Origin of the sequence: Shimia litoralis, assembly GCF_005518135.1 — a bacterium.
GTDB lineage: Bacteria > Pseudomonadota > Alphaproteobacteria > Rhodobacterales > Rhodobacteraceae > Shimia_E > Shimia_E litoralis.
Genome location: NZ_SULI01000001.1, coordinates 353,894 through 371,600 on the forward strand (window position 1 = coordinate 353,894; position 17,707 = coordinate 371,600).

The 17,707-nt window shown below is 54.6% G+C and carries 20 protein-coding genes and 1 riboswitch; of the genes, 19 read left to right on the forward strand and 1 reads right to left on the reverse strand.

What is annotated here, in order from left to right; genetic code table 11:
• Window positions 1-75: 75 nt before the first annotated feature.
• The 13 genes from miaB (at window position 76) to FAP39_RS01720 (ending at window position 12,453) form a co-directional block, all read left to right on the forward strand.
• On the forward strand, window positions 76-1,395 hold the full coding sequence (gene miaB, locus FAP39_RS01660) for a tRNA (N6-isopentenyl adenosine(37)-C2)-methylthiotransferase MiaB (protein ID WP_138014620.1): 1,320 nt from the start codon (window positions 76-78) through the stop codon (window positions 1,393-1,395).
• A 238-nt stretch (window positions 1,396-1,633) separates the two neighbouring features.
• A complete protein-coding gene (locus FAP39_RS01665) occupies window positions 1,634-2,215 on the forward strand; it encodes an OmpA family protein (protein WP_425471387.1) in 582 nt (193 codons plus the stop codon).
• 12 nt (window positions 2,216-2,227) lie between these two features.
• On the forward strand, window positions 2,228-2,524 hold the full coding sequence (locus tag FAP39_RS01670) for a hypothetical protein (RefSeq protein ID WP_138014622.1): 297 nt from the start codon (window positions 2,228-2,230) through the stop codon (window positions 2,522-2,524).
• Between the two features lie 145 nt (window positions 2,525-2,669).
• On the forward strand, window positions 2,670-3,686 hold the full coding sequence (locus tag FAP39_RS01675) for a PhoH family protein (RefSeq protein WP_138014623.1): 1,017 nt from the start codon (window positions 2,670-2,672) through the stop codon (window positions 3,684-3,686).
• A gap of 45 nt (window positions 3,687-3,731) precedes the next feature.
• Window positions 3,732-4,235, forward strand: a complete 504-nt coding sequence (gene ybeY, locus FAP39_RS01680; RefSeq protein ID WP_138014624.1) for an rRNA maturation RNase YbeY — start codon at window positions 3,732-3,734, stop codon at window positions 4,233-4,235.
• Between the two features lie 30 nt (window positions 4,236-4,265).
• Entirely contained in the window at window positions 4,266-5,150 is an 885-nt protein-coding gene (locus tag FAP39_RS01685) for a hemolysin family protein (protein WP_138014625.1), read from the forward strand.
• Window positions 5,143-6,633: an apolipoprotein N-acyltransferase gene (gene lnt, locus FAP39_RS01690; RefSeq protein WP_138014626.1), complete on the forward strand. Its 1,491-nt coding sequence runs from the start codon at window positions 5,143-5,145 to the stop codon at window positions 6,631-6,633. Before FAP39_RS01685 ends, lnt begins: the two co-directional genes overlap by 8 nt.
• A 33-nt stretch (window positions 6,634-6,666) precedes the next feature.
• A riboswitch (SAM-SAH riboswitch) is annotated at window positions 6,667-6,715 on the forward strand.
• Window positions 6,716-6,719: 4 nt separating this feature from the next.
• Window positions 6,720-7,901 carry a methionine adenosyltransferase gene (gene metK, locus FAP39_RS01695; protein ID WP_138014627.1) on the forward strand — a complete coding sequence of 394 codons (1,182 nt, stop codon included), beginning with the start codon at window positions 6,720-6,722 and terminating at the stop codon, window positions 7,899-7,901.
• 126 nt (window positions 7,902-8,027) lie between these two features.
• Entirely contained in the window at window positions 8,028-8,888 is an 861-nt protein-coding gene (locus FAP39_RS01700; RefSeq protein ID WP_138014628.1) for a bile acid:sodium symporter family protein, read from the forward strand.
• 52 nt (window positions 8,889-8,940) lie between these two features.
• On the forward strand, window positions 8,941-9,654 hold the full coding sequence (gene trmB / locus FAP39_RS01705; RefSeq protein WP_138014629.1) for a tRNA (guanosine(46)-N7)-methyltransferase TrmB: 714 nt from the start codon (window positions 8,941-8,943) through the stop codon (window positions 9,652-9,654).
• 196 nt (window positions 9,655-9,850) lie between these two features.
• Entirely contained in the window at window positions 9,851-11,203 is a 1,353-nt protein-coding gene (gene aroA / locus FAP39_RS01710) for a 3-phosphoshikimate 1-carboxyvinyltransferase (protein ID WP_138014630.1), read from the forward strand.
• Window positions 11,200-11,736 (forward strand): hypothetical protein, encoded by a 537-nt coding sequence (locus FAP39_RS01715; RefSeq protein ID WP_138014631.1) that lies wholly within the window; start codon window positions 11,200-11,202, stop codon window positions 11,734-11,736. Before aroA ends, FAP39_RS01715 begins: the two co-directional genes overlap by 4 nt.
• Before the next feature lie 108 nt (window positions 11,737-11,844).
• Window positions 11,845-12,453, forward strand: coding sequence for a (d)CMP kinase (locus FAP39_RS01720; protein ID WP_138014632.1), 609 nt, complete (start codon window positions 11,845-11,847; stop codon window positions 12,451-12,453).
• A gap of 3 nt (window positions 12,454-12,456) precedes the next feature.
• Here FAP39_RS01720 and FAP39_RS01725 read toward each other — a convergent pair whose 3' ends face one another.
• Window positions 12,457-12,867, reverse strand: a complete 411-nt coding sequence (locus FAP39_RS01725) for a winged helix-turn-helix transcriptional regulator (protein WP_138014633.1) — start codon at window positions 12,865-12,867, stop codon at window positions 12,457-12,459.
• 95 nt (window positions 12,868-12,962) lie between these two features.
• Here FAP39_RS01725 and FAP39_RS01730 point away from each other — a divergent pair, with 95 nt between their 5' ends.
• The 6 genes from FAP39_RS01730 to FAP39_RS01755 all read left to right on the forward strand — a co-directional run bounded on the left by FAP39_RS01730 (window position 12,963) and on the right by FAP39_RS01755 (window position 17,659).
• Window positions 12,963-13,604 (forward strand): NAD(P)H-dependent oxidoreductase, encoded by a 642-nt coding sequence (locus FAP39_RS01730; protein WP_138014634.1) that lies wholly within the window; start codon window positions 12,963-12,965, stop codon window positions 13,602-13,604.
• Between the two features lie 162 nt (window positions 13,605-13,766).
• On the forward strand, window positions 13,767-14,009 hold the full coding sequence (locus FAP39_RS01735; RefSeq protein ID WP_246058896.1) for a DUF6525 family protein: 243 nt from the start codon (window positions 13,767-13,769) through the stop codon (window positions 14,007-14,009).
• A 216-nt stretch (window positions 14,010-14,225) separates the two neighbouring features.
• Complete coding sequence (rpsA, locus tag FAP39_RS01740) at window positions 14,226-15,908, forward strand: 30S ribosomal protein S1 (protein WP_171006760.1); 1,683 nt, start codon at window positions 14,226-14,228, stop codon at window positions 15,906-15,908.
• A 356-nt stretch (window positions 15,909-16,264) separates the two neighbouring features.
• On the forward strand, window positions 16,265-16,546 hold the full coding sequence (gene ihfB, locus FAP39_RS01745; protein ID WP_138014635.1) for an integration host factor subunit beta: 282 nt from the start codon (window positions 16,265-16,267) through the stop codon (window positions 16,544-16,546).
• 3 nt (window positions 16,547-16,549) lie between these two features.
• Window positions 16,550-16,900, forward strand: coding sequence for a LapA family protein (locus tag FAP39_RS01750; RefSeq protein WP_138014636.1), 351 nt, complete (start codon window positions 16,550-16,552; stop codon window positions 16,898-16,900).
• 90 nt (window positions 16,901-16,990) lie between these two features.
• Window positions 16,991-17,659, forward strand: a complete 669-nt coding sequence (locus tag FAP39_RS01755; protein WP_138014637.1) for a phosphoribosylanthranilate isomerase — start codon at window positions 16,991-16,993, stop codon at window positions 17,657-17,659.
• Window positions 17,660-17,707: the final 48 nt, after the last annotated feature.

Below are 17,707 nucleotides of genomic sequence, written 5' to 3' on the forward strand. Positions count from 1 at the left end.
GAATTTGACCCGCATTGCAAGCTGCCCCTGTTTTGATGTAGTCAGACGTCTTGAAACCGCGACGGAATTGGGCACATGGCCGAGACAAAAAAGCTTTATATCAAGACTTATGGCTGTCAGATGAACGTGTATGACAGTGAACGCATGGCCGAGGCGATGGGGGGCTCGGGGTATGAGGTCACCGAAACACCTGACGATGCTGATATGATTCTCTTGAATACGTGCCACATTCGCGAGAAAGCCGCTGAAAAGGTGTACTCTGATTTGGGGCGGCTTAAACCCTTCAAATCTGAGAATCCGAATCTGAAGATCGGGGTTGCTGGATGTGTCGCGCAAGCCGAAGGCGAAGAGATCATGCGTCGCCAACCGATGGTCGATATCGTGGTGGGGCCACAAAGCTATCATCGTCTGCCCGAAATGGAAGCCAAAGCACAGGCCGGTGAAAAGGCGTTGGACACGGATTTCCCCGAAGAAGACAAATTCGAAAAGCTCAAATTGCGGCCAAAAGCCAAGCGTGCCCCGGCTGCCTTCCTGACGGTTCAGGAGGGGTGTGACAAGTTCTGTGCATTCTGCGTGGTGCCTTATACCCGTGGTGCAGAAGTGAGCCGCCCGGTTGACCGCATTTTGACCGAGGCGCGCGATCTGGTCGAGCGTGGCGTGCGCGAGATCACATTGCTGGGCCAGAATGTGAATGCGTATCACGGCGCTGGGCCATCAGGCGATATGACGCTGGCCCAACTGATCTGGCAGCTGGACAAGGTTGATGGGCTCGAGCGTATTCGGTTTACCACCAGCCATCCCAACGACATGATGGACGACCTGATCGAGGCACATGGCACTTGTTCAAAGTTGATGCCGTATTTGCATTTGCCGGTTCAGTCAGGCAGCAACAAGATCCTAAAGCGTATGAACCGGAGCCATGACCGCGATAGCTATTTGCGCCTGATCGAGCGCATTCGCGAGGCGCGTCCCGATATTTTGCTGTCCGGCGATTTCATCGTAGGATTTCCTGAAGAAACCGAAGAAGACTTTCAGGACACAATGTCCTTGATCCAAGAAGTTCAATACGGACAGGCCTATAGCTTTAAATATTCGTCCCGGCCGGGGACACCGGCCGCCGAGCGCGCGCTTGTCGATGAAGCGGCCGCGACTGACAGGTTGCATCGCCTTCAAGCGTTGATCACGCAACAACAGCGAGACATTCAAAACAGCATGGTTGGGCGTGACGTGAGCGTCATGTTCGAAAAGCCGGGCCGGTTTGATGACCAAATGGTTGGCAAGTCTGAATATCTTCATGCGGTTCACGTGGCGGGGTCCGGTGCCAAAGTCGGCGACATCGCCAAAGTAAGAATCGTTGAGAGTGGCACCAATTCCCTGAAGGGCGAATGCATCTAGGCCATCTTGGTGATCCGAAACAATGAATTTGCCAAAGCGGGCGTTGTTCTGATTTCGTTGACAATGACCGGTTTGGCAGACGAATGCGGACGCGTTCGCCATAAATTTGCCATATTCTGACACCAGATATAGTGAATTATCCTTCACAGGTTCTCTAAACTTGCTACAATGGCGCATATTATAAAAACCGTGCGCCCATCTAAAGTCGTGGCTTTGCGCCGGGTATATGGCAGAGGATATTGCTGTGTCGGATAAAAAATTTACCAAAGCTCGGGTCGCCTTGGGAGGATTTGCAGCCATTTGCTTGGCGCTGGTTTCCATCGCGCAGCCCGCAGCCGCACAAACCCAACGTACCGTTCTTGGACAAGAATATGTGCCAACTGTTTGGGTGGACCCCGATGGGTGCGAACATTGGGTTATGGATGACGGTGTCGAAGGATACATGACTCCTCACGTAACCCGTCAGGGTATTCCTGTTTGCCGCCGCGGCAATGTCTGTGGGGTTATGAACGCTGATCAGTTCTTTGCGACCAATCAGTATTCCATTAACTCTGCAAACCGCCAGCGGTTGCAAGAGTTCTTCAAGACGGCAACGGCGTCTGCGTTCATCGTGACAGGTCACACCGATAGCCGTGCGTCTGACTCATACAACATGAAGCTCAGCTATAATCGCGCCAACTCGGTTGCCAAAGTCGCACGGTCCACAGGCGCGCGCGTCGTGGATGTTCGTGGATATGGCGAACGTATGCCACGTGCCTCTAACGGTACGTCGTCCGGCATGGCGCAGAATCGCCGTGTTGAAATCATCTGCATTCGCTAAGGGGAACAAGATATGAAAATCGTTCGAGGGATTCTCTTGGTGGGTGTTGTGGCTGCGATTGCGGCCTGTGACAACAAAGTCGACAAAACTGTCGACCGCGGGTTTGATACCAAGCACTTGAGCCAGCTTAAGGCCGGGATCTGGGTTGATCCAAATGGGTGTGATCATTGGATCATCGATGATGGTGTCGAAGGGTACCTTTCTCAACGCCTTGATAAATATGGTAAACCTGTATGTTCAGGCGCGGCACCTCCCGGTGTTGCAACAGGCCCCTTCAAAAAAGGGTCGGCATTCAAAGACCAAATCTAACGCCACACACTTGCATTCATTAAGCCGCGCATCTGTTTGCGCGGCTTTTTTGTGCCGATCACGTGAAATTTGACGGTCAATTGCTTGCGCACCGGCGCACAAGTTGGCACCATTCAGCATGTTCTCAAACCTGCAGGAGAGTTGATTGGCCCCTGGTGCAATGACCCCGCCGCCCGTATCGGAAAACAAGACTGAAATATTGGTCGAATTTCCGGATAATAGATTGCTGATCGACCTTTGCGGTGAATACGATCGCAATCTGACCAAAATCGAAAAAAAGCTGTCTGTTCAGATCATTCGCCGTGGCAATTTGCTTGCCATTCACGGTGAAGAGGCCGCGCAACAAGAGGCGGCAGAGGTGCTCGAGGCATTGTACGCGCGTCTTGAGGCTGGAAAATCTGTGGAGCACGGGGATATCGACCGAGAGATTCGCATGGGCGACTCGGAAAAGGGCACGGGCATCCGTGCCGGAGATCAGCTTGAGATGTTCAAGGCAGGGCCTGTTGAAATCAAAACCCGCAAAAAGCTGGTTGAGCCACGCACTGAGGCTCAGAAAGCTTATGTGCAGTCCTTGTTCAAAAACGAACTTGCCTTTGGCATTGGTCCTGCGGGAACGGGCAAAACCTATTTGGCTGTTGCCGTCGGGGTGTCGATGTTCTTGGGCGGGCATGTTGATCGGATTATTCTGTCGCGACCTGCCGTTGAGGCTGGCGAGAGATTGGGATTCTTGCCAGGGGATATGAAAGAGAAAGTCGACCCGTACATGCAGCCGCTTTATGATGCGCTAAATGACTTTTTGCCGGGCAAGCAACTGGCCAAGTTGATGGAAGAAAAACGTATCGAGATCGCACCGCTGGCGTTTATGCGGGGGCGTACCCTGTCCAATGCGTTTGTTGTTCTGGACGAGGCGCAGAATGCGACCACAATGCAGATGAAGATGTTCCTCACGCGTCTGGGTGAGGGGTCGCGTATGGTGATCACCGGAGACCGCAGTCAAGTCGACTTGCCACGCGGCGTGCCGTCTGGGCTCGCGGATGCCGAGCGACTTCTGAGTGGCATCCAAAAGATCAGCTTCAACTATTTTACTGCGGACGATGTTGTGCGTCACCCGCTTGTGGCGGCGATTATCAAGGCGTATGACGCGGACACCCCCAGAGGATAGTGGGGCCACCCGCAACAGGGCGTTGAAAATTTAAATGTGTGTGACATGCTGACTGATACCGTGTTCGAAGACCCGCGTTGGCAAGATGTCGGCTTGGCCGAGATCGCCGAGGTCTCTGCCTGTGCAACCCTCAGGTATTTGGATATTGACCCTGATATCTTTGAGATTGCCGTGCTGGCATGTGATGATGCGCGGATCGCAGAACTGAATGCTGACTTTCGGGAAAAGGACAGTGAAACCAATGTGTTGAGTTGGCCAGCTCAGGAGCGATCTTCGGAACAGGATGGGGGGCAGCCCCACCCGCCCGAGGTCGCATTTGACGGCGTTCCAGAGGAACTGGGCGATATCGCGATTTCTTTTGACACCTGTCAAAAAGAGGCGGCCGCATCAGGCAAATCACTGGTGGATCATGCCACCCATTTGATGGTGCACGGCGTGCTGCATCTGTTGGGGTATGATCATATCCGTGACCAAGATGCCACTTTGATGGAAGGCCTTGAAACAGAGATACTTGGCAAAATGGGTATTTGTGACCCATATATGGTGTAACGGGGATAACCCCCTCACTGGAAAGGTAAAATGGGCGACACAACAGACGGGTCTTCTAACGCAGCGCCAAGCGCGCAGCCTAAGGCTTCAGCAGACACCCGAAGCGGCTTTTTTAGTCGCATTATTTCGGCCCTCAGCCCTGAAGAGGTGGTTCAAAGCCCTCAGGTCGCCACGGTGGATGGTCTCCGACCTCAGACGCATGGGATGATTAACTTGCGGCGCATGCGCGTCGAGGATGTCGCAATTCCCAAAGCAGACATCGTGTCGGTACCAAGTACGATCACCAAAGATGAATTGGTACAGGTCTTCCGCGACAGCGGTTTGACACGCCTGCCAGTGTATGAAGGAACACTGGATACGCCCATCGGATTTGCCCATCTCAAGGACTTTGCGCTGCGCCACGGTTTCAACGGGGCGGGCAAGACGTTTTCACTGGATCAGATGCTGCGTCCCTTGTTGTTTGTTCCGCCCTCCATGCCGATCGGGGTGCTGTTGACCAAGATGCAAACAGAACGCAGGCATATGGCTTTGGTGATTGATGAATACGGTGGTGTGGATGGATTGGTGACCATCGAGGATTTGATCGAGCAGGTCATCGGCGAGATCGAAGACGAACATGACATCGACGAAGACAAATACTGGGCCCTCGAGAGACCCGGCTGTTATCTGGCACAGGCAAAAACACCTCTTGAAGATTTTGAAGAAGAAATTGGCCGGACATTGACGACGCATGACGACGTCGATGCCGAAGACGTGGATACGTTGGGCGGGTTGGTGTTTACTCTGACGGGGAATGTCCCAGCACGCGGCGAAGTTGTCTGTCACCCCGACGGGACCGAGTTCGAGATCGTGGATGCAGATCCGCGCCGGATTAAGCGTTTGCGTGTGTTGTTGCCAGAGGCCCAGAATGGCTGACCCAGACGGGGCGTTGGTGTGGGTCCCGCAAAAAACGTGGCAGGTCGTTGGCCTGAGCATGGTCGCGGGCGCGATTGCGGGGCTTGGTCAAGCCCCGTTTGATTTTTCCATTCTGATGTTTGTAGGGCTTGCCGCAGCATTTTTTCTGTGTGCTCGGGCCACCACGGCGCGCCATTCGTTCTTGATCGGATTGGGGGCTGGCACCGGCTATTTCATGGTGGTGCTGCACTGGATTGTGGAGCCGTTTTTGGTGGATGTCGCGCGGCACGGCTGGATGGCTCCGTTTGCGTTGGTGTTCCTGTCTGTTGGCTTGGCGCTATTTTGGGCCGCGGCCTTTGGGATCGCCAAAAAACTGTCTGTGGGCCTTTGGGGGCTGGTGCCGCTGTTGGCGGGTGCCGAAATTTTGCGGGCCTATGTTCTGACCGGCTTTCCCTGGGGGATGCCAGCGTATGCTTTGGTGAATGGCGTGGTGGGGCAGGTGGCGGCATGGGTCGGACCGCATGGGCTTAACCTGATTGTGTTTGTTGGTGCGGCAGCCGTGGTGGCATCGTCGCGTCGGATCAAAGCAATTGGGATCGGGATCCTTGCGCTTGCGGTATGGCCGATGTTTCCGTCCACTGATCGCGTCTTGCCGACGGCCCCGACTGTGCGCTTGGTTCAACCCAATGCGCCTCAGCATCAGAAATGGGACCCTGACTATATGCGGGTCTTTTTTGATCGCGCGCTCTTGGCCACTCGGGCGGGTCCGACGCGTCCTGACCTTATTGTGTGGCCCGAGACATCGGTGCCTGCGCCACTCAATGACTCGGTGAATACACGCGCCGCGATTGCGGGTGCTGCATCGGGGATTCCGGTTGTGGTTGGCATCAACAGGTTTGAAGGTCTGCGGGTGTATAACTCGGCGGTGCTGCTGGATGAGACCGGCGAAGTGGAGCAGATCTATGACAAGCATCATCTGGTGCCCTTTGGAGAATACATGCCGTTCGCAGGGCTGATGTCTCGGTTCGGAATTCATGGTTTGGCTGCAAAAGACGGGGGCGGGTATTCTGCGGGCAACGGTGCGGTCGCGATGGATTTGGGGCCTTTGGGAAAGGCGCTCCCTCTGATTTGTTACGAGGTGGTGTTTCCACAGGATGTGACGGGCGTGTCCGAGCGCCCTGATTTTTTGATGCAAATCACCAATGATGCATGGTTCGGGCAGTTTTCCGGCCCCTATCAACATCTTGCACAAGCACGGATGCGGGCCATCGAAATGGGGTTGCCGATGGTGAGGGCGGCCAATACCGGGGTATCCGCGATGATTGATGCCAAAGGGCGGATCACGGCGAAACTGGCGTTAAATACCCAAGGATATTTGGATGCTGCCCTGCCAAAATCCTTTGGCCCGACGTTGTATTCCCGAACCGGGGATTGGGTGATCGGGCTTTTGCTCGTTTTGGTAAACAGTTTGTTGCTGCTGCGCGCGCGGTGGAAAACACATTGACCCATCGCGTTTGGAGGCGTAAGCCCCAATAATCGTTTGTCACAACGGCTTCCTGGCGTGGCAACATATAAACAATGGAGCATCCCATGAGCAGACAGAATTACACGTTCACCTCAGAGTCCGTTTCTGAGGGGCATCCCGACAAAGTATGTGACCGCATTTCCGACGCGGTTTTGGATGCATTCCTTGCCGAAGAACCCGAAGCCCGCGTGGCCGCAGAAACCTTTGCGACGACCAATCGTGTTGTGATCGGTGGCGAGGTTGGTCTTTCTGACCAAGCAAAATTGACCGAATATATGGGGCGGATTGATGAGATCGCCCGCGCTTGTATCAAAGACATCGGATACGAGCAGGACAAGTTCCACCATGAAACCGTCGAGATCACCAACCTGTTGCACGAGCAATCCGCGCATATTGCGCAAGGTGTTGATGCGGCTGGTGACAAAGACGAAGGCGCTGGCGACCAAGGTATCATGTTCGGGTATGCCACCCGCGAAACAGATGCTCTGATGCCAGCACCGATCCAGTATAGCCATGCGATTTTGCGTCGTTTGGCCGAGGTCCGTAAAAACGGCACCGAGCCAGCGCTGGGTCCCGATGCGAAATCCCAACTTTCGGTTGTCTATGAAAACGGCAAACCAGTTGGTGTCAGCTCGATCGTTTTGTCGACACAACACCTCGATCCGAACCTGACATCCGAAGATGTCCGCGCGATTGTGCAACCGTATATCACGGAAACGTTGCCCGAGGGCTGGTTGACGGATGCCACGCAATGGCACGTGAACCCGACGGGCAAGTTTGTGATTGGCGGGCCTGATGGTGATGCCGGTTTGACTGGTCGTAAAATCATCGTGGATACGTATGGCGGCGCAGCCCCGCATGGCGGCGGCGCATTCTCAGGTAAAGATCCGACAAAAGTGGACCGTTCGGCGGCCTATGTTGCGCGATATCTTGCGAAAAACGTCGTAGCATCAGGCATGGCCGAAAAATGTACCATCCAGTTGTCGTATGCAATTGGTGTGTCCAAGCCTTTGTCGATTTATGCCGATACGCATGGCACCGGCCAAGTTGCTGACGCTGCGATCGAAGCCGCCGTGGATCAGATCATGGACCTGACGCCGCGCGGAATTCGCGAGCATCTGGGCCTGAACAAGCCAATTTATCAGCGCACCGCAGCCTATGGTCACTTTGGGCGCGCCCCAGAAGCCGACGGTGGCTTTAGCTGGGAACGTACAGATTTGGTGGACGCCTTGAAAAAGGCCGTTTGATCGAAACAGACTTTCGGGTCACACAAAATCAGGGCCAAAGCATCCAACATCGGATTGCTTTGGCCTTTTGCATTTCGTATGGCAGATTGCCCACACCACACCGCTGAAATTTTTGAAGGATCGATCATGTTACTCGATGTCGCCCTGCCGCTCTCGTTGGCTTTTATCATGTTTTCGCTCGGATATGGGCTGACGTTTTCGGACTTTGGACGGGTGCTGGCTGTGCCTAAGGCAACCTGTGTTGGTATCCTATCACAGATCGTCGTCGTGCCGCTGGTCGCGTTTAGCTGTTTACAGTTGGTGAGCTTGCCGCCTGAACTGGCGTTTGGGGTGATGATCTTGGCCTTTTGTCCGGGTGGTGTGACGTCAAATATTTTGACCAAGCTGGCGGGGGGCACGGTAGCTTTGTCGATTACGCTGACAGCGGTGGTCAGTTTGTTGTCGGTCCTCACGGTGCCAGTGCTGATTGGCTGGGCCTCTGAAACGTTTCTGGGGGCCGCTGCGATGGATATCAATGTGACCGCGATTGCACTGTCTATGTTTGCCATCACGGCCGTTCCCGTTGCGTTGGGATTGTTGGTGCGGTTTGTGGCGAGCGATATCGCCGCGCAAACCGAGTCCACAGTCTCGACCGTCGCGACGGGGTTGTTTGTTGTGGTCTTGCTTGCCGCGCTGGCCACAAATTGGCAGGTTTTCATTAGTAACCTAAGCCATCTTGGCCCGGTGTTGATCGGGATGAATGTGGTTTTGTTGGTGCTGGGTGTTGGGATTTCGCGGCTTTTGGGTCTGTCAGGCAGCGACGGGATTTGTATTTCCATCGAAATGGGGGTGCAGAATGCAGCACTTGGGATCACGGTTGCCGGACTTGTGGCGCAAACTGGTGGCATCCCTGAATTTGCCGTGCCCGCCGCAGTGTATGGCATCACAATGTATCTGGTGACACTGCCCGCATTGGTTTTGCTCAAGGCGTTTTTTGCTAAAACTTGACCCCGTGCTCTTGAACGGGCACATGCACTCTGGATTTTGAACAGGCGGAAACATGACAGACGGTCAACATCCTTCAGGTGCGCCATGGCGCAACTTTTACGGACGCTTCAAGGGCAAGGGGCTGCGCAAGTCCCAAGAAGGGTATCTTGAAGAAGATTTGGTACAGCTTTCACCCGGGGCTGTCGGCTGGGAAGAAAACCCAGAGCGGCACAATATCGATCTGGATGCCCTGTTCGGGGATCGCGATGTCTGGCTTGAGATCGGGTTTGGCGGCGGCGAGCACATGGTGCATCAGGCCACGCAAAACCCAGATGTCGGCATCATAGGATGCGAGCCCTATATAAACGGCGTGGCAATGTTGCTGGGTAAAATCCGTGCCGCAAAGGCCGACAATATTCGTGTGCACCCCGGCGATGCACGTGACATGTTTGATGTGTTGCCAGAGCAGAGCATCTCGCGGGCGTTTTTGCTGTATCCCGACCCGTGGCCCAAAAAACGCCATCACCGTCGACGATTTGTGACGCCAGAACATCTTGCGCCTTTGGCGCGCGTGCTCAAACCAGGGGCAATTTTTCGCGTGGCAACTGACATTCCCGACTATGTGCGCCAAACGCTTGAGCAAGTACCTGCACATGGATTTGAATGGCTTGCGGAAACTCCGGATGATTGGCGCAACAGCTGGGAGGACTGGATTTCGACCCGCTATGAGCAAAAAGCCTTTCGCGAAGGACGTACTCCGCACTATCTCACGTTTCGCAAAACCTAAGAACAACAGCGCTCGGCGTGGGGGGGGATCCCCGCCTGCTGAGGGTGTCAGATCGACATTTTGGCGCCATTTCCCAATACTCGGGTTTTAGCGGGCTTTATGCCCCGATGGGCCGGGTCGTCGCAGAGGCAATTCGCGCATTTACGCTTTAAAATGGCTGCGCTAACACTTGTATAACCACTCTAGAGGTACTTTCATGTCCGGACACGGTACACCCATTCCAATGACCTCGCATGCTTGCGGTCCGCTTTCGGGCGAGGCCAATGTCCCAGGTGATAAATCTATCTCTCACCGGTCGCTTATTCTCGGGGCGATGGCTGTTGGCGAGACAAAAATCTCCGGCTTGTTGGAAGGTGAAGATGTTTTGGACACCGCCAAAGCCATGCGTGCCTTTGGAGCCGAGGTCATCGACCACGGCGAAGGAAAGTGGTCCGTGTTTGGCGTCGGTGTCGGCGGCTTTGCCGAACCTGATAACGTGATAGATTGCGGAAACTCTGGAACTGGCGTGCGCTTGATCATGGGAGCCATGGCGACCACGGGTATTTCCGCCACGTTTACCGGTGACGGGTCGCTGAATAAGCGCCCCATGGCACGCATCACGGACCCGATTTCACTGTTTGGTGCACAATCTGTAGGGCGCTCCGGCGGGCGTTTGCCGATGACCATCGTCGGCGCACCAAACCCCGTTCCTGTGCGCTATGTTGTGCCGATGCCGTCGGCGCAGGTGAAGTCTGCGGTACTATTGGCTGGGTTGAATGCGCCGGGCCACACCGTTGTGATCGAAAAAGAAGCAACGCGTGATCACACAGAACGCATGCTGGCAGGTTTTGGCGCCGATATCTCGACACAAGACACTGACGAGGGGCGCGTTATCACGTTGGTCGGGCAACCCGAACTGGCACCTCAAACGATTGTTGTGCCGCGTGACCCCTCCAGCGCGGCGTTTCCTGTCTGTGCGGCGATCATCACGCCCGGATCTGATGTGCTGGTGCCCAATATCGGTCTGAATCCCACACGTGCAGGGTTGTTTACCACGCTGCGTGAAATGGGGGCGGATCTGACATATGAAAACGAACGGACCGAAGGCGGAGAACCCGTTGCAGATTTGCGCGCGCGCTTTAGCCCGAACCTGCACGGTATCGAAGTTGACCCCACACGCGCGGCGAGCATGATCGACGAATATCCTGTGTTGTCTGTCGTGGCCGCAAATGCCCAAGGCGATACCGTGATGCGGGGTGTGAAAGAACTTCGGGTCAAGGAAAGCGATCGGATCGAAGCCATGGCAAGCGGATTGCGCGCCAACGGCGTGGACGTTGAAGACGGTGATGATTGGTGGATCGTGAAGGGCATGGGGCAGGGCAATGTTCCCGGCGGTGCCACATGCCAAAGCCATCTGGATCATCGAATTGCAATGTCGTTCCTGATCCTAGGTATGGCCAGCCTTAGCCCTGTAAGCGTGGATGACGGGGGGCCAATCGCGACGTCGTTCCCTATCTTTGAACCCCTCATGAAGATGTTGGGGGCAGACATCAAAAGAGGCGCTGTTTGACACCATACCGCAAAGCCCTGATTGCCCTGACATTGGCCACTATGGTGGCCTATGCAGTGTTGATCGGGCTTGGGTCACGATATTTGTTTCTCGGGTCAGAGGGATTGCGTCCCTTTGACCTGCGTATTCTCGGATACACGTATGCTGATGCCACCACGTATATTGCGTTGCTGACACCAGATCAGGCGGCGCTCTATGTGGGGCCGCTTCGGATGCTCGATACAGTGTTCCCAATCTTGTTTGGTCTTTGGATGGGCTGGCTCCAGTGGGGCATCACGCGCAATATTCATCCGTGGTCGCGGGTGATTATGTTGATCGCACCAGCAGGGTTTGTGATGATGGATTTGGCAGAAAATGCGCTTATTGCCGAGATGGTACAAACCACCGCCGACACGCTGTCCGAAGAGTTGGTTTTACGGGCCAGCAGTTACACAATTTCAAAGTATGTGACACTTGCAGGTGCTCTACTGGCCCTCGCGGCACTTGGCGTGCGTTGGCTCCGGACACGCCCGTTTCCGGCGCGTGCCAGATAAGCGCGGCATAAGTGTGGGCACTGAATTTCTTGATCCCCACCTGTCCACGGGGTTGCATGCACGCAAGCGGACCGCAATAACCCTGTGACGGCCAAAATGGATGTGAATATGACTTTTACAATTGCGATCGACGGTCCCGCCGCAGCGGGAAAAGGTACAATCTCCAAGGCGGTTGCGGCGCATTTTGGTGTGGCGCATCTGGATACCGGATTGTTGTACCGCGCGGTCGGGGCAAAGACATTGCGCGGTGAAGGCGCGATTTCAGCCGCGCAGACCTTGTGTGCGCAAGATCTTGAGGCCGATACCCTGCGCACGCCGGATGTGGCCAAGGCCGCCAGCAAAGTCGCGGTGATCGCAGAGGTGCGGGCCGCGTTGGTGGATTTTCAACGCGCGTTTGCCCGCCGCCAAGGGGGCGCCGTGTTGGACGGGCGCGACATTGGCACCGTGATTTGCCCGGATGCCGAGGCCAAGCTGTTTATCACGGCAAGTGCGGAGGTTCGCGCCGAGCGCAGGTATCTGGAACTGATCGGCAAAGGAACCCAGATTACACGCGATCAGGTTCTGGCAGATGTGAAGGAACGCGACGCACGCGATATGGATCGTGCCGAGGCGCCTCTTAAACCCGCACAAGATGCCGTCATCGTGGATACCTCAACGCTCGAAATCGATGCCGCCATCGCGCAAGCGATTGCCGCCATCAATGCGCAACGTTCCTAACATTTAGGCAGGTTCAGATGCTGCCTGTTGCGCGTCGTCATAGTGTCGACGCGCGTTGTCGATTTCAGACAGGTTACCCAAAGCCCAAAGCGCCAGTTGCTTGACCGGCTCTTTGAACGACTCACCGAGCGGCGTCAGGGCATATTCGACCTTTGGTGGAATGGTCGGAAAATAGGTGCGACTGACCAGACCGTCCCGTTCTAGTTCGCGCAGTGTCAGGCTTAGCATGCGTTGGGAAATTCCAAGGTTACGCTTGAGTTCATTAAACCGCAGTTTCCCGTATTGGCTTAGGGACACAACAATCAACACGCTCCACCTATCTCCTACGCGCGACAGGACTTCGTTGATGCGTTTGCAATCTGGGCATTGGGCAGCAGGGGCCAAGGTGGTTTCCTCCGTGTAACCGGGTCTCATGAATGTGCCTTCTTGTAGCGATATCTGGTGTCACATATATCGTCGGTATTAAATGTATACCACTCTTTGAAAAACATCAAACAAGGATAATCCCAATGGCTGCAAGCGCGTTGATCGAAAAACTGAATTGGCGGTACGCCACCAAAAAAATGGACCCAGCTTTGGCTGTTCCCCAAGACAAGGTCGAGCAAATCGTCGAAGCGGTACGTATGGCGCCGACGTCCAGCGGTACCCAGCCGTTCGAGCTATTTGTGATTACAAACCCAGAACTGCGCGCAGAGATTCGCAAGGTCGCGTGGGATCAGGCGCAAATTACCGATGGATCGCATCTCTTGGTGTTTGCGGCGTGGGATAACTATTCGGATGCACGTATTGACGCGGTCACCGCGCAAATGACCGAAGAACGCGGTGAAATCCCGATGCTCAACAAATATTATGAAAACCTGAAATCCACCTATTTGCCGCGCGATGAGACGGTGAACCACGATCATGCTGCTCGTCAGGCGTATATTGCATTGGGGTTTGCTTTGGCTGTGGCTGCTGAACTGGAAGTGGATAGCACCCCGATGGAAGGGTTTGATCCGGCAAAGGTTGACGAAATTTTGGGTCTCCAAGATCGCGGCCTGCGTTCGGTTGTTTTGTTGCCACTTGGACACCGTCAGGAAGAGGCCGATTGGTTGCTGCCAATGAAAAAGGTCCGCAAGCCTCGCGCTGATTTTGTGACTGAGATCGCGTGACCCTGCCAGCAATCGACGGATGATTGATTGAAATGCATGCTTGCTGGTCGAGTGTGCATTTTTTTATGGATTTCACAGCACAACACCTTGAGATGTAATAACGTAACATGTATTTCCGAATGGCGCGTCATGCGCAGCTGAAGCACCCCAAGGAGATCTGAGTTGCCCCGAAATCTGAACACGGCCTTGCCGCGCAAACGTCGACGTGGCAATGCGATGACCAATTACGATGCACTGCCGGCCGAATTGCGCGGCTGGCTCTCCCAAGCCGCTCTGCCATGGAGCCCGATTTCAGCACAGCGGATATGGTTTCGGGCAGGCGGGGCACGCAATGCCGCCTTGGCATTGGAGCGTTTGGATGCGATCGAACGTGCAACACTGCGCAAAGATCGCCTGATCGGGTAAACAGGGTTGTCGTAATCAGGTATTATCGGTATAGAGCGCGGGTCGATAAGGCGATCAACGCCATAAAACAATAGAGACGAGCAGGGTCGGACCTCCGGCCCTCTTTGTTTTATGGATCGTCTGACCAATCTGTCCCGCCTAAGGCGGGCGTAACCCAAGACCGGCGGAGACAACCGCACGGCCAGAAAAAACGCTAGTAAAGGAACATGAGACCTCATGGCTCAAAACGTATCTATGGAGGACTTCGAAGCCCTTCTTGAAGAAAGCTTCGAAATGGACACACCGAACGAAGGTTCGGTTGTCAAAGGCAAAGTCATCGCGATTGAAGCGGGCCAAGCCATCATCGACGTCGGCTATAAAATGGAAGGCCGCGTTGACCTAAAAGAATTCGCAAACCCTGGTGAAGCTCCTGAAATCGCTGTTGGCGACGAAGTAGAAGTCTTCCTGCGATCGGCTGAAAACGCCCGCGGCGAAGCGGTTATCTCTCGTGAGATGGCGCGCCGTGAAGAAGCATGGGATCGCCTGGAAAAAGCATATGCAGACGAAGAGCGTGTCGAAGGCGCAATCTTCGGTCGCGTCAAAGGCGGCTTTACTGTCGACCTCGGCGGCGCAGTTGCATTCCTGCCCGGTTCGCAAGTTGACGTCCGTCCCGTACGTGACGCAGGCCCATTGATGGGTCTCAAGCAGCCGTTCCAAGTTCTGAAAATGGACCGTCGTCGTGGCAACATCGTTGTATCGCGTCGCGCAATCCTCGAAGAATCACGTGCCGAACAGCGCGCTGAAGTCATCGGCAACCTGTCCGAAGGCCAAGCGGTCGACGGTGTGGTCAAAAACATCACTGAATACGGTGCGTTTGTTGATCTGGGCGGCGTTGACGGCTTGCTGCACGTCACGGACATGGCATGGCGCCGTGTGAACCATCCTTCTGAGATTTTGGCGATTGGCGAAACCGTTAAGGTTCAGGTCATCAAGATCAACAAAGAAACTCATCGTATCTCCTTGGGCATGAAACAGCTGCAAGAAGATCCATGGGATCTGGTTGCTGGCAAGTACCCACTGGAATCGACACACACTGGTCGCGTGACCAACATCACCGATTACGGTGCATTCGTTGAGCTCGAGCCTGGCGTTGAAGGTTTGGTGCACGTGTCCGAAATGTCTTGGACCAAGAAAAACGTACACCCAGGCAAAATCGTGTCGACCTCGCAAGAAGTCGAAGTCATGGTTCTGGAAATCGATGGCGCCAAGCGTCGCGTTTCCCTTGGCCTCAAGCAGACCATGCGCAACCCATGGGAAGTGTTTGCAGAAACACACCCAGAAGGCACAGAAGTCGAAGGCGAAGTCAAAAACATCACCGAATTCGGTCTGTTTATTGGTCTCGACGGCGAAATCGACGGCATGGTTCACCTTTCGGACCTGTCATGGGACGAACGTGGCGAAGATGCGATCCAGAACTATCGCAAAGGCGACATGGTTCAGGCCGTTGTCTCTGAGGTTGATGTCGAGAAAGAGCGTATCTCTCTGTCGGTCAAAGCCTTGGGCGGTGACAAGTTCGCAGAAGCTGTTGGCGGCGTGAAGCGCGGTTCGATCATCACTGTTGAAGTGACTGCGATCGAAGATGGTGGCGTTGAAGTGGAATATGAAGGCATGAAGTCCTTTATCCGCCGCTCCGACCTGTCTCGTGACCGTGCTGAGCAACGCCCAGAGCGCTTCTCGGTTGGCAACAAGGTCGACGTTCGCGTGACCAACGTTGACAGCAAAACACGTCGCTTGGGTCTGTCGATCAAAGCACGCGAGATTGCTGAAGAGAAAGAAGCCGTCGAACAGTATGGGTCTTCTGACTCAGGCGCATCGTTGGGGGATATCCTCGGCGCAGCACTGAAAACTGGCGACGAATAATCACACCTGAAAAGGTATGAGTATTTTTCGGCCCCGTGCAGAGATGCACGGGGCCGAATTCGTTTGGCACATTTGGCGGTGTTTCTGGTGGCAGAGAGCAGGCGAGGTCGCCGGAATGTGGCAAAATCATGGCGCTTTTTCATTCCGAATCAATAGCTTCTCTGCATTGCGGCAATACCGCCGCACCTTCTTGTCCCAGAGAATTCCAGCGGTTGTCCGCTGATCTAAGGCAAAAATAACCAAAAACGGATCGAATTTCCTGAATCTGACGGTCGTATCTGTTTCCGTTTTACGCGATTTTTCTTATAGTTCCCTTGATGCAAGCGTTAGACATGCACGCCAGGGAGACTTAGCCGATGATCCGTTCGGAACTGATTCAAAAAATTGCTGATGAAAACCCGCACTTGTACCAGCGGGATGTAGAGCGGATCGTTAATACGATCTTTGACGAGATCACAGAAGCCATGGCCCGAGGCGATCGGGTCGAGCTGCGCGGGTTTGGCGCGTTCTCGGTCAAGAAGCGAGATGCGCGCATCGGGCGTAACCCTCGGACCGGCGACTCAGTCACCGTCGAGGAAAAGCATGTCCCGTTTTTCAAAACCGGCAAGCTGCTTCGTGATCGCTTAAACGGAAAGTAATTTATGCGTTATATTCGCTATGCGTTTTTGGGCGCTCTGGGCATCGTTCTTATTTCGGTGGCTCTTGCTAATCGTGGGCATGTCACCCTGACGTTGCTGCCTGCGGCCCTGTCGGATTTGTTTGGGTTGAACCACAGCCTGTCAGTGCCCCTGTTTGTTGTGATCTTCGCCAGTCTTGTGGTGGGCCTTCTTGTGGGTTTTGTTTGGGAATGGTTGCGCGAGCACAAGCACCGTTCGGGCAAAAGCAAAGTCGAGAAAGAACTGACCCAGACCAAGCGTGAGATGCGCCGGATCAAAGGCAAGCAATCAGAAGGCAAAGACGAAGTGCTCGTGTTACTCGAAGACGCGTCTTAAGCTTGTTTGCCTCACCTCGGCTGGAGGTCGCAATTTCGGCAAGATGCAGGCGTCATGGCTTGCATCTTTTGCCCAAAGCACTAGGTCCTAATAATGGACATCAGAGTTAAGATATGTGGGCTTTCGCGGCCTGAAGAGGTTGACGCAGTCGGGAAGGCTGGCGCGGCTTATGCAGGATTTGTATTTTTCAAAAAATCCCCCCGCAACGTCGAGATCGCCCAAGCGCGCGATCTGGCTCTTGCGGCACCCGTGGGCTTGGCCAAGGTTGCGCTGACGGTGAATGCAGATGATGCGTTTCTGGATGCACTGATCGAGACCGTTCCGTTGGACATGTTGCAGTTGCACGGGAGTGAAACAGCGGCACGTGTGTCCGAGATCAGAGCGCGCTATGGCCTGCCTGTGATCAAGGCCGTCGGGATTGCTGAACACAGCGATTTGGAGGCATTGCACACCTATGGGGCGGTTGCGGATCAACTGCTTGTGGATGCAAAGCCGCCCAAAGGTGCTGTGTTGCCCGGTGGCAATGGTCTGGCGTTTGACTGGCAGTTGGTAAACCGGAAATATTGGCCCTGTCCTTGGATGCTGGCAGGGGGGCTGACCCCGGAAAATGTCAGATTGGCCGTCCAGAAGACTGGCGCACGTCAGGTCGATGTCTCTTCTGGGGTCGAAAGTGCCCCTGGTGTGAAAGATATCGGATTGATACGGGCCTTTATCGCGGCGGCAAAAGGCAATGAAAACGTCCCGCCGGTATTGCGATAGGGCCATATTGCTATGGCCATATGCGTGAATCCAACCTAAACACGTCAG

Excerpts from the sequence above, each read along its gene's own strand:
- FAP39_RS01725 (WP_138014633.1), bottom strand. The coding sequence starts at position 12,867 with ATGAGACCCGGTTACACGGAGGAAACCACCTTGGCCCCTGCTGCCCAA.
- FAP39_RS01730 (WP_138014634.1), top strand. The coding sequence starts at position 12,963 with ATGGCTGCAAGCGCGTTGATCGAAAAACTGAATTGGCGGTACGCCACC.
- FAP39_RS01670 (WP_138014622.1), top strand. The coding sequence starts at position 2,228 with ATGAAAATCGTTCGAGGGATTCTCTTGGTGGGTGTTGTGGCTGCGATT.
- aroA (WP_138014630.1), top strand. The coding sequence starts at position 9,851 with ATGTCCGGACACGGTACACCCATTCCAATGACCTCGCATGCTTGCGGT.
- ybeY (WP_138014624.1), top strand. The coding sequence starts at position 3,732 with ATGCTGACTGATACCGTGTTCGAAGACCCGCGTTGGCAAGATGTCGGC.
- metK (WP_138014627.1), top strand. The coding sequence starts at position 6,720 with ATGAGCAGACAGAATTACACGTTCACCTCAGAGTCCGTTTCTGAGGGG.
- lnt (WP_138014626.1), top strand. The coding sequence starts at position 5,143 with ATGGCTGACCCAGACGGGGCGTTGGTGTGGGTCCCGCAAAAAACGTGG.
- ihfB (WP_138014635.1), top strand. The coding sequence starts at position 16,265 with ATGATCCGTTCGGAACTGATTCAAAAAATTGCTGATGAAAACCCGCAC.
- miaB (WP_138014620.1), top strand. The coding sequence starts at position 76 with ATGGCCGAGACAAAAAAGCTTTATATCAAGACTTATGGCTGTCAGATG.
- FAP39_RS01685 (WP_138014625.1), top strand. The coding sequence starts at position 4,266 with ATGGGCGACACAACAGACGGGTCTTCTAACGCAGCGCCAAGCGCGCAG.
- FAP39_RS01700 (WP_138014628.1), top strand. The coding sequence starts at position 8,028 with ATGTTACTCGATGTCGCCCTGCCGCTCTCGTTGGCTTTTATCATGTTT.
- rpsA (WP_171006760.1), top strand. The coding sequence starts at position 14,226 with ATGGCTCAAAACGTATCTATGGAGGACTTCGAAGCCCTTCTTGAAGAA.
- FAP39_RS01720 (WP_138014632.1), top strand. The coding sequence starts at position 11,845 with ATGACTTTTACAATTGCGATCGACGGTCCCGCCGCAGCGGGAAAAGGT.
- FAP39_RS01750 (WP_138014636.1), top strand. The coding sequence starts at position 16,550 with ATGCGTTATATTCGCTATGCGTTTTTGGGCGCTCTGGGCATCGTTCTT.
- trmB (WP_138014629.1), top strand. The coding sequence starts at position 8,941 with ATGACAGACGGTCAACATCCTTCAGGTGCGCCATGGCGCAACTTTTAC.